Genomic DNA, 10,246 nt, shown 5'->3' with positions numbered 1-10,246 from the left:
GACTGTTCAGCCATGTTGCTCGAGGAGGCAATGATGTCCAATCCGTTCGAAAATACAGACGGGGTTTTTCTGGTCCTGAAGAACGCCCAAGGGCAACACTCGCTGTGGCCCGAGCAGATTGAGGTACCCCTCGGGTGGGATGTGGTGTGCGGTCCATCAGATCGCGCGGTCTGTGTTGCGTACGTTGACCAGCACTGGACCGATCTGCGTCCTGCGAGCCTGATCCTTGACATGGAGTAGCTCTCCATGTGAGAAGAGGGGCAGGATTTGCTCCGTAGAATTCAGTGGATTGAATTCAGCAGAGCAGGGCAAAGCCAGACAGCGGTGGGTGTTAGAAATATGCTATCCGTATCAGCATGGGAGAGACGCATGGAGACGTTTCGATCGTCGGCCGCATACGCCAAGTACTACATGGATCCAGAACTAAATCACAGCTCTGGGTATTTCCAAGACATCCACGCCTCCCTCGCTGACGCGCAGCGTTCCAAGGTGGAGGCAGTGCTGCAGCATTGCCGAATTCAACCGTCGATGAGGCTGCTCGACATCGGGTGCGGATGGGGAGCTGCTGCCCGATCGGCATCCCGGACGTACGGTGGCAGCGTAACCGGAATCACTCTTGATTCCGAGCATGTTGAGTACGCGCAGGGCTTGGAAGAGGATCAGCCCCTGGATTCGCGTATCGACTACCGAGTCCAGGACTGGGGGGATTTTCATGAGCCAGTCGACAGGATCATCTCTATCAATTCCTTTGAGAATTTCAAAGACAAGGAGTCGTTCTTTCCTCACTGCCGTGCAATTCTACCGGTTGGTGGGGTCATGGTTGTGCTCACCGTCACTGCTGACCGTCCGATGTTTCGGGTGATTCCCAAGCGTAAGATCATAAGCGCCGCAGAGCGCGCCGGATTCGATGTTGAGGTATCCGACTCCCTGGCGCATCACTATGTTCGAACCCTGGAGAATTTCATTCACAACATCACCGAGCACAAAGACGAGGTCGTGGCCCTGATGGGCGCAGACCGAGTGGAGAAGGACCTGGCCTTCTATGCCGCTTGCGCGGATCTCTTCCGGAGAGAGCTCAACGACATGTTCGAATTCACTTTCGTTGCTCGCTGATCCTGCGTGCCCTGCGCGACTCAAGGATATGGATCGGCGACAGCGCTGCTGCCTCTTTGCGGCTCGTCCCCTCGGCCTTGTAGGTGCTGATTGACGGCATCTTTCACGTGGGGGAGGATGGCCCGGCATCCTCATGGCAAGCTTTTGAGGGTGCCGGGCCACCCCAGGCCAAGAGTAGGTGACTGAGTCGGCAGAAATTCATCAGGCAGAGGCGGCCGGCTTTACCGGTCGCAGGACGCGAAGTCTCACGAGACGCCGTGCCACAGTCCTAAGACATCCCTGAGAACGGAGCACTCGCCTCGTGAACGAGCGAAGCATAAACCGGGCAAAACTGCCCGGTGCATTTCACCGTGTATGGGCTGCTTCAGCCGTTTCATCCCTCGGCGACGGCATCTACTTTTCGGCGTTGCCTCTGCTCGCCCTCACGCTGACCCACGACTCCACCGTCTTCGGCGTCATGGAGGCTGTCAGCCTCCTACCCTGGCTGCTCTTCGGTTTGATCGGCGGCGCACTCGTCGACCGTTGGGACCGCCGCCGCACGATGGTGATCACCGACCTGTGCCGCTGCGCGCTCTTGGTGGTCGCCGCAGTCGCCTCTGTTGACGGATTCCTGAACATCTCCGTACTCATCGCCATTGGCTTCCTGCTCGGGATCGGCGGCGTCCTGTTCGACACCGCGTCCGTTGCCTACCTCCCCGAACTCCTGGCCCGGGACCAGCAGACCCTGCAGCGTGCCAACACCCGCCTGCAGGGGACACAGCGCGCCTTGGGCGGCTTCGTCGGCCCGTCGGTGGGCAGCCTCTTGTTCGCGCTCAGCCGCACCGTGCCGTTCGCCGCCGACGCCGCGTCCTTCCTCTTCAGTTCACTGACGATCCGCACGCTGCCCGTGCCGCCGAAGAAGCCCGCCAAGCCGAAGACCTTCATCCTCAAGGACGCCCGGATCGGCATCTCGTACGTGCTCCACCACAAGCTTCTGGTCGGACTGGCGGTGCGTCCGGCGATCGGCAACTTCGCATTCGGCGGCACCACCGCGGTGCTGGCGCTCTACGCGCACGACACGCTGCACCTGGGATCGGCCGGGTACGGCGCATTCCTCACCACGCAGGCCGTGGGCGGTCTGGCTGGCACCTTCGCCACAGGGTGGCTGATCAGGCGACTGGGCACCGGTGGCGCTCTGACCTTGACCGCGTCCGTTGAGGCCGCGGCACTACTCGGCATCGGGGTGTCAGTGAACGCATACTGCGCCGGTGCCGGGTTGGTCGCGCTGGGAGCCGCAGTGGGTGCCGACATGACGCTCGGGCCCTCGGTTCGGCAGGCGATCGTGCCGGACGAGCTGATGGGCCGGGTAACGGCAGTCTCGCGGTTGACCGCGATGAGCGCTGCGCCGCTCGGCGCGCTGTTCGGCGGCTGGCTGGCGCATCTCGTCGGATTGCGTGCGCCGTTCCTGGTCGGAGCTGGGGTCCTCGTGCTGATGACGGGTGTCGCGGCCCGACTGACCAGCAACAAGCGGATCGATGATGCACTGGTCAAGGCGGCACGGGTACGTGAGGAAGCGGCTGCGGATACCAGCTTCTTGCCTGAGACCGCGTGACCAAGGCCTGTGTGGCCTGGTGGCGCTCGAGAAGGGTGAGGAACCAGGTGAGGTGACTCCTGTGGTGTGGACACTCTGATGGTGGATCTTGAGGGTCAGGGAAGATGGTTCACATGGCAGGTCGGAAGTACACCCCGGAGTTCCGGGCGAATGCGGTGGCGTTGTGGAGGGCCTCGGCAGGGCAGCGGACAATGAAGGACGTCGCTGCTGATCTGGGGATCACCCGGGAGACGTTGCGGTTGTGGGTTCGTGCGGCCGATGGCGGCACTCAGGTTCCAGCCGGTGGGGCTGGGGCGGAGGACCACCGTGATGAGCTAGTGCTGCATCAGGCAACGTTCGCCCTGGTGACGACTTTGCGTAGGTGCTCGTCGGCGGCGTGCTTGTTCCGCCAGATGATGTAGCGGCGGATCATGCTGCCCTGTTCCTTGTGGCTGGGGTGGTCGGTGCCGTCGAGGGCGAAGTAGCGCAGGGCGGTGAACTGGGCCTCGATCCGGTTGAGCCAGGAGCTGTGGGTCGGGGTGTAGGCGATCTCGACGTTGTTCGCGGTGGCCCAGGTGCCGACCCGCTGGCACCGCTTGGTCGTCAGGTGCGGCGAGTAGTTGCCACAGATGATTGCAATGCGCACCTTCAGCGGGTGCAGTGAGCGCAGGTAGCGGCAGAACTCCAGGAACTTGGACCGGTTCCCTCTCTGTCAGCCTGGGGTGAGACATCCCGCTTTGTCGGGTTAGGCTAAGAGGGCCCGAGTAGGAGTTCCACCCCTGATGACCAGCACCAATCCTGTAGGGCTCATTTATTCGTCGCTGCTGGTCAGGCGGCATAGCGGTACTCGTTGATCGCTCCTCCGAGTACGCGGGTGCGCAGCAGCAGCTGGCGGTTGCGGATGTCGATGGTGGGGGGTGTCTGCTGTGATGCGTCGGGTGGCAGTTGACCTCGGGATCGGTGCGGTCTGTGCCGGTTGTAGTGGTCGGCGAACTCGGCGAGGACCTTGGTGGCGTGGGATGCGTTCATGATGAGGATGTGGTCGAGGGCTTCGCGGCGGATGGTGCCGATCACGCGTTCGCAGTGGGCGTTCATCTTGGGTGCGCGTGGGGCGGTGAGCAGGATTTCTGTGTTCTCGGCGGTGAAGACGGCGTCGAAGGAGGTGGTGTACTTCGTGTCCCGGTCGCGGAGCAGGAACCTGATCCGTTCGCCGCGATCGGCCAGTACCGTGGTGAACTCGCGGGCCTGCTGGACCGCCCACTGCCCGGATGGGTGCGCGGTGACGGGGGTGAGGTGGAGTCGGCGTGTGCCGTGTTCCAGGAAGGCCATGGCGTAGAGGCGTTGGCCCAGCGCGGTGTCGAGGTGGAAGAAGTCTGCTGCGACGATGCCCTGGGCCTGGGCGGTCAGGAACTCTGTCCAGCTCGGTCCGTGACGTCTTGGTGCCGGGTTGATGCCGGCCGCGTGGAGGATGTTCCACACGGTGCCCGACGCCATTGGATGCCCCAGCCGCGCCATCTCCCCTTGGATGCGCCGGTGGCCCCAGCGTGGGTTCTCGTCGGCCAGGCGCAGGACCAGCTTCTTCAGGGCCGCGGACGAGGGCGGACGGCCGACGCGGGTGCGGCGCGCGCTGTAGTCCCACTTGCGGGCGATCAGCTTGCGGTGCCAGGCCAGCAGCGTGCCCGGGGCGACGGGGAAGACGCGGGCCCAGTGGGGCCGGGGTATCAGCGAGGACAGGGCGGAGAACCAGAGCCGGTCCGCGGGTTCGTAGCGCACGGGCGACGCCAACTGTCGACGCAGCACCGCGTTCTCGTGCCGCAGGACCAGCACCTCCGCCTCCACCGACGCCTCCCGCCGGAGCAGCAGCTCCGACAGCGACAGCAGTCCCCGGACAGCGCGGTACACCAGCGACACGATCATCGACACAGCCTCGCAGAGCATCGAACCTCACGTACCCCACCTGCAGCGATGACTTCTTGAGCCCCTCAGGGTCCGTGCACACGATCGGCGGGATGGCCTCCGCTCTCGCCGCGGCGGGCAGCGGGCTGCTACCGGTGGTGACCGGTCGGTACCGGCTGGGCGGCGTCCGCCACATCACCGCGGACCGGACGGTGGCTGCCCGGCGCCTCCGATCAGGCTGTTTCGGCGGGGAGTAGCCGTGCGGCGAAGACGATGATGTCGTCCTCGGGCTTCTGGACGAAAGCCTCCAGCAGTTTGTCGCACAACGCTTCCGGTTCGGCCGGTCCCCGGTCGGCGGCCGCGCGGAGTTCTTCGAGGCGCTCGTGCAGGTTGGTGCCCCGGGTCTCGATGAGCCCGTCGGTGATCATCAGGAGGCTGTCGCCGGGTGCGACCGTGTGGCTGGTGCTCTCGGGGTGGGGGAGGTTGAGTCCCAGCAGTGGGCCGTGCTCGCGGAGGAAGCGGCTGCCGCCGTCGCGGCGGGTGAGCAGGGGCGGCGGATGGCCGGCGTTGGCGACCTGGATGCGGGAGTTGCCTGGCTCCAGCAGCACGATGCACAAGGTGGCCGTCCAGCCGGGTTGGTGCAGGTTCATCAGGTGGTCCAGGTGCTGCAGGAGCACGTGGGGCGGATGGCCCTGGGCGGAGTAGGCGCGCAGGGCGTGGCGTAGTTCGCCCATGACCATCGCTGCCTGCAGCGAGTGACCGACCACGTCGCCGACGGCCAGCAGCAGCCCCTGGCTGGTGTGGACGGCTTCGTAGAAGTCGCCGCCGATCTCGTTTCCGGCGGCGGCCGGCAGGTAGCGCACGGCCAGTTCGACCCCGGGCGGGGTCGGCAGGGCGGCCGGCAGGAAGGAGCGCTGCAGGGTCAGCGCGAACTCGTGCTCCTCCCCGAAGCGTTGGACGACGTCCTTGTGCTCGACCGTCAGTTCCGCGTACATCGCCATGACTCCGGCGTTGGTCTCCACCAGTTCCTCGTTGAGCCGCTCCACTTCGTAGCGCTGGGCGTGGGCCTCCTGCAGGGCCGCGAGCAGGTCACCGGTCTGGGACCGCAGATCGTCCAGAGCCGAGGCGGGACCGGTCTCCCGCAGGGCGGCCCGGATTCCCTCGGCGTCACTCCTGGGCGCGCCGGACACCGGGCAGACGATCTCGATTCGGCTGCCGGCCGCCGCTCCGCTGCCCGGGGCCGGGGCGGCGGACCCGGGCCGGTACGTGGTCTGCGGCAGCAGTCTGGTGACCGCGGTCAGCGATTCACCGCTCGGTGTCCGGTCGTCCGTCCACTCCAGCCGCATCCGCAGGGCTACCGAGCTGCTGCGCGTGAGCAGAGTGAAGGTGGCGCTGAGCGCGGCGGCGTCGCGCAGCAGGTCGCGTCCCAGTTCGCTGACGGCGGTGGCCAGGCGTACCTGGTCGCGGCCGTCCATGCTCAGTGCCGCGGCGATGGTCTTGGCGTGGCGTCGTAGGGCGAAGACGTCCTGCTCGGTGCTGACAGAGGTGCTCAGCAACGACTGCGGGTCGACCGGTGGGAATCGGGTCATCGCGGCGCCTTGGCGATCACTGTGCTGGCGTCGTCGCGGCGGGTGCCGGCCAGGCGCAGCAGCCCGGCCGCGATCACCGCGGGCCGGTGCGGGAACAGGGACCGCAGGTCGGCGGGCGTCCATCGGTCGCTCAGGCCGTCGGAGTGCATGACCAGGGCGGCGCCGGCGGGTAGGTGGTGCTGGTAACTGCGCGGGGTGTGCGTCCGGTGGCCGACGATGCCGGGGTGGGAGAGCAGGTTGCTGCGTGTGGTGGGGGTGACCACGGCGGCGGTGATGTTGCCGACCCCGCAGAACAGCACTCGTCCGTCCGCCTCGATGCGGGCGATGGCCACCGCTGCCCCGCGGCTGCCGCGCAGCGCGCGATGAACCTCCTGCATCGCCTGCTCCGGGGTGCGGCCAACGCCCGTGCGCAGCGCCTGGACGGCTGCTCGGGCGGCCAGGGCGGCCAGCGGGCCGTGGCCCAGGCCGTCGCACGACATCACCAGGACACCCGTGCCGGGGCCTGGCAGGGGGTTGTGCACCAGCACCGACCGTCCGGTGCTCCGCGACTCGGCGGCCCCGATGGGTGCCGTCGTCACGGGGGCGTGCGGGGGGCCGGGTTGGGGGTCGTTGCGCGCGGTCCAGGCGTCGCCGCAGTCCAGCTCGCCACCGATCGGACGGGTGACACCGCTGACAGCGGCTTCGACGGGAGGAGCCGACCCGGTCGGGCGCGGCCAGAACCGGGCGAGTTGCACGGTGCCCAGACCTGGCTGGGAGTGGATGTCGAAGACATCGGCCAGGCGCGCCACCGCGCCCAGACCGATGCCCAGTGTCCCGGAAGTCGACGTGCCATCCCGCATGGCCGCCGAGACGTCGGCGATCCCGGGACCCTGGTCCAGGACCAACAGCTCGACGCCGGCCACCTGCTCGGTGCGCACCACCCGCAGCAGCAGTGCGGCATCGGTGGCGTGTTTGGCCATGTTCGTGGCCAACTCCGCCACGGCCAGCGCCATTTCGGCGGTGCGCTGCTCACCCAGTCCCACCCTGCGCCCCAGCGCGGCCGCGGCACCGCGCGCGGACTGCGCACTGTCCCGGAACCAGGCCACGTCCTCGCAGTCCACCAGCGGCCACAACACCGACCCGGCCATCAGCGCGCCCACTTGGTGACGGTGACCGTGGTGCCCGTGCCGACGGCGGTCTCCAGGGTGAAGTCGTCCACCAGCCGCCGTGAGCCCGAAAGCCCCAGGCCCATACCGGAACCCGAGGTCCAGCCGTCCGTCAGCGCCAGCTCCACATCAGGGATCCCCGGCCCCCGATCGGTGAAGACCAGTCGTACCCCGATTCGGCCGTGCTCGCTTACCAAGGCGGCGGCCATGGTGCCGCCGCCGCCGTGGACCAGGGCGTTGCGGGCCAGCTCGCTGGCCGCGGTGATCAGTTTGGTCTGCTCCACCAGGGACAGCCGGCAGCTCTGCGCCAGACGGCGCACCATCTGCCGGGCGGCCACCACGCCGTCGTTCCCGCTGATCGCCAAGAGATTCGGGCCGCCCGTGCCCGCCGCGCTCACAGGTCGGCCGCGAGACCAGGCACCGTGCCGTAGGAATCGAACGGGCCCACAGCGCCGCCGAGCGCGTCCCCCCGTGCGGAGCGGGCCCGCTCCAGAGCCTGGAGGCCCTTCTCCAGAGTCAGGGCGGTACTGACACCGCCCAGCGACAGGCCCAGCTCGACCAGGGTGATCGCCACTGCCGGACGCATGCCCACCACGACGGTCCGGGCGTCCAGCAGGCGGGCGACGGAGGCGATGGTGGCCAGCATCCGGCCCACGAACGAGTCCACGATCTCCACCGCCGTGATGTCGATGACCACCCCGTGCGCCCCGGACTCGACCACCTGGGACGACAGGTCCTCCTGCAAGGTCATCACCGCCTGGTCGTCCAAGTCGGTCTGGATCGAGACCAGCAGCACCTGCCCGATCCGCAGCACGGGAACCCGCTCGCTCACCGCACACCCGCCGACCCGACGGCGGTACGGGCGAAGGAGACGCCCGAGCGGCGCAGTGCATGCCGCAGGGCATCCGCCAGCGTGGCCTTGGTGACGATGTCACCGAAGTCGATGCCCAGCGCCACGATGGTCTGCGCGATCTGCGGCCTGATGCCGGAGATCGTGCACTCCGCGCCCATTAGCCGCGCCGCCACCACGGTCTTCAGCAGGTGCTGGGCCACCTCGGTGTCCACCGCCGGGACCCCGGTGATGTCGATGATGGCCTGCTCCGAACCTGAGTCGATCAACGCCTGCAACAGCTTCTCCATCACCACCATCGTGCGCGCCGAGTCCAAGGTCCCGACCAGCGGGACCCCGATCACCCCGTCCCACAGCTTGACCACTGGCGTCGACAGGTCCAGCAGCTGCTCCGCCTGCGCCGAGATCAACTCCTCGCGGGTGCGGGTGTAGCTCTCCACCGTGAACAGGCCCAGATCGTCCAGCAGCCGCGACAGCCGCAGATACGCCTCGGTGTCCTGATGGTCTCCCTCGGCCAGCACCGGCTCCAGGACCCGCTTGAGTGCGAAGACACTGACGGCGGTCTCGGTCGGGGTGAAACCGAGCCGGGCGCGGGTCCGCGAGAGCTCCGCCAGGAGCGCCCGGAGCTCTCCGAACGCCTCATCGTCCGCGTCCACGCTGCCCGTCCGCAGGCCCGCCACCAAAGCGGTGTACAGCTCCCGCAGCTCCGCCTGGACCTCGGCCCGGCTCACTCGGCCGCCCAGCGACCAGCCACAACGCACTTCCCTACTCATGCGGAGCCGAGTGGCCCCCTGGAACAGTAAGCCCTGCCCTGACCTGAGTCCCATCCGATCAGCTGTTCGGCGTGCTCGTTGGTGGCGTAGTCGTGCTCGGCCACGACCTGGTCGCGCTGGGCGGAGCGATGCTGGGACAGCGGCAGCACCGATGATCTGAGAGGTCAGGAGCCGATGTGCCCGGCGATGTCGTCAGCCAGTCGTTCCACCTGCCCTCTCAACTCAGGAAAAGAGACCACGGGACGGAAGAGGGACAAGGAGGGGACTGTGCAAGGGTCAGCGCTGGTTTCCGGGGCATGACCACCTAGGTGACGAAACCTCTGGACGGACCTGCGGAAGTTCCTCCTCTCAGCGCGCGTGCCACTGACAGGCGTCCGCGCAGGCTGCGGGACGTCTCGCCCACCCGCCGGGGATTGGTGCTGGCCTGGTGGGCGTTCACGGTGACGTTCGGTGGCCTGCGGCTGCTGACCTGGCTCATCCATGTCGATGCCTCAGGGGTGGGGAACGTGTCAGCGGGCGGGGTGCACATCCACCACTACGTCTGGGGGATCCTGCTGCTGATGATCGTAGGAGCGTGCGGGCTGGTGGAACGCTCGCCGCGCTGGCACGTGTGGATGGGTCTGGCCTACGGCGTCGGCATGGCGCTGGTGATCGACGAGACCGCGAACCTGATCGACCTCAAGGACGTCTACTGGGACAAGGCCGGATGGACCAGCATCGCCGTCGCACTGCTGATCATCGCCGTCGCCGGAAGCCTGCTGGCCCTGACCCACCGGGACCGCGACGTCCAGAAGGGAAGCTCCTGAACTGGCGACCTTGCCCAGGGTGAACGGGGCCGCCCCCGCGTGCTGGCACCCACTTCACCCGGGATGCCGCAGGACTGCGGTGACGGTCTTGCCGCCCGCCGGATTCCTGACGACCGCCACCTGATCGGACAGGGCTGTCAGCAGAGTCCAGCCGAAGCCGCCATCCCCGGCTGCCAGGTCGGGTCGTCGCTGGTGGGGCAGGCTGTCGCTGGTGTCGCTCACGGCGATAACCAGGTCGGCCCCGTCATCGTCCAACTCAAGGACGCAGGGGCCCGGAGCATGGCGCACAGCGTTCGAGACGAGTTCACTCACCAGCAGCAGCGCGTCCGCCTCCAGGACCCGGGGCACGTCCGTCGGCGGCCCTCGGAGAAAGGCAGTGGTGAGACCACGGGCAGCGCTTGTGGAGCCCGCGCGGCCGTCCAGGCAATGGGTCGCATGCGAAGGGGATGCCTTCGGGAGGTCGCTCATGTCCTGGGGGACCCTTCAGCTGGGGATTCTCACAGG

12 protein-coding genes and 1 pseudogene are annotated in these 10,246 nt (G+C 67.4%); 5 read left to right on the top strand and 8 right to left on the bottom strand.

The features are described from left to right. The first annotated feature begins 33 nt into the window (after nucleotides 1-33). The 4 genes from GXP74_RS29740 (at nucleotide 34) to GXP74_RS41680 (ending at nucleotide 3,105) form a co-directional block, all read left to right on the top strand. Nucleotides 34-240 (top strand): MbtH family NRPS accessory protein, encoded by a 207-nt coding sequence (locus GXP74_RS29740; protein ID WP_304940939.1) that lies wholly within the window; start codon nucleotides 34-36, stop codon nucleotides 238-240. Nucleotides 241-369: 129 nt separating this feature from the next. Continuing rightward, on the top strand, nucleotides 370-1,113 hold the full coding sequence (locus GXP74_RS29735) for a class I SAM-dependent methyltransferase (protein ID WP_182454313.1): 744 nt from the start codon (nucleotides 370-372) through the stop codon (nucleotides 1,111-1,113). A 301-nt stretch (nucleotides 1,114-1,414) separates the two neighbouring features. Further along, a complete protein-coding gene (locus GXP74_RS29730) occupies nucleotides 1,415-2,704 on the top strand; it encodes an MFS transporter (RefSeq protein WP_225448294.1) in 1,290 nt (429 codons plus the stop codon). A 104-nt stretch (nucleotides 2,705-2,808) separates the two neighbouring features. Next, nucleotides 2,809-3,105 carry a transposase gene (locus GXP74_RS41680; protein ID WP_370468475.1) on the top strand — a complete coding sequence of 99 codons (297 nt, stop codon included), beginning with the start codon at nucleotides 2,809-2,811 and terminating at the stop codon, nucleotides 3,103-3,105. Here the strand turns inward: GXP74_RS41680 and GXP74_RS29720 are convergent. From GXP74_RS29720 to GXP74_RS29690, 7 genes and pseudogenes are all read right to left on the bottom strand, one after another. After that, nucleotides 3,030-3,386 (bottom strand): annotated as a pseudogene (locus GXP74_RS29720) (IS630 family transposase); the annotation flags it as partial. The gene GXP74_RS41680 and the pseudogene GXP74_RS29720 sit on opposite strands and share 76 nt — an antisense overlap. 125 nt (nucleotides 3,387-3,511) lie before the next feature. Beyond that, entirely contained in the window at nucleotides 3,512-4,600 is a 1,089-nt protein-coding gene (locus GXP74_RS29715; protein WP_182454311.1) for an integrase core domain-containing protein, read from the bottom strand. A gap of 212 nt (nucleotides 4,601-4,812) precedes the next feature. Further along, nucleotides 4,813-6,168 carry a PP2C family protein-serine/threonine phosphatase gene (locus GXP74_RS29710; protein WP_182454310.1) on the bottom strand — a complete coding sequence of 452 codons (1,356 nt, stop codon included), beginning with the start codon at nucleotides 6,166-6,168 and terminating at the stop codon, nucleotides 4,813-4,815. Then, nucleotides 6,165-7,295, bottom strand: coding sequence for an ATP-binding SpoIIE family protein phosphatase (locus GXP74_RS29705; protein WP_182456724.1), 1,131 nt, complete (start codon nucleotides 7,293-7,295; stop codon nucleotides 6,165-6,167). Before GXP74_RS29705 ends, GXP74_RS29710 begins: the two co-directional genes overlap by 4 nt. Beyond that, nucleotides 7,295-7,636, bottom strand: coding sequence for an ATP-binding protein (locus GXP74_RS29700; protein WP_255528271.1), 342 nt, complete (start codon nucleotides 7,634-7,636; stop codon nucleotides 7,295-7,297). Before GXP74_RS29700 ends, GXP74_RS29705 begins: the two co-directional genes overlap by 1 nt. Nucleotides 7,637-7,707: 71 nt before the next feature. Next, complete coding sequence (locus tag GXP74_RS29695; RefSeq protein ID WP_182454308.1) at nucleotides 7,708-8,145, bottom strand: STAS domain-containing protein; 438 nt, start codon at nucleotides 8,143-8,145, stop codon at nucleotides 7,708-7,710. Further along, on the bottom strand, nucleotides 8,142-8,936 hold the full coding sequence (locus GXP74_RS29690; protein WP_225448293.1) for an STAS domain-containing protein: 795 nt from the start codon (nucleotides 8,934-8,936) through the stop codon (nucleotides 8,142-8,144). Before GXP74_RS29690 ends, GXP74_RS29695 begins: the two co-directional genes overlap by 4 nt. Nucleotides 8,937-9,376: 440 nt before the next feature. Between GXP74_RS29690 and GXP74_RS29685 the strand changes: the two genes are divergently transcribed. Beyond that, on the top strand, nucleotides 9,377-9,742 hold the full coding sequence (locus GXP74_RS29685; protein WP_225448292.1) for a hypothetical protein: 366 nt from the start codon (nucleotides 9,377-9,379) through the stop codon (nucleotides 9,740-9,742). Nucleotides 9,743-9,796: 54 nt separating this feature from the next. Here GXP74_RS29685 and GXP74_RS29680 read toward each other — a convergent pair whose 3' ends face one another. Further along, nucleotides 9,797-10,210: an ATP-binding protein gene (locus GXP74_RS29680; protein WP_182454306.1), complete on the bottom strand. Its 414-nt coding sequence runs from the start codon at nucleotides 10,208-10,210 to the stop codon at nucleotides 9,797-9,799. Nucleotides 10,211-10,246 lie beyond the last annotated feature (36 nt).

The sequence above is a fragment of the Streptacidiphilus sp. P02-A3a genome (assembly GCF_014084105.1).
Classification (GTDB): domain Bacteria; phylum Actinomycetota; class Actinomycetes; order Streptomycetales; family Streptomycetaceae; genus Streptacidiphilus.
The sequence above is the reverse complement of the archived record's forward strand: the minus strand, read 5'-3'. Positions and strand labels throughout refer to the sequence as shown.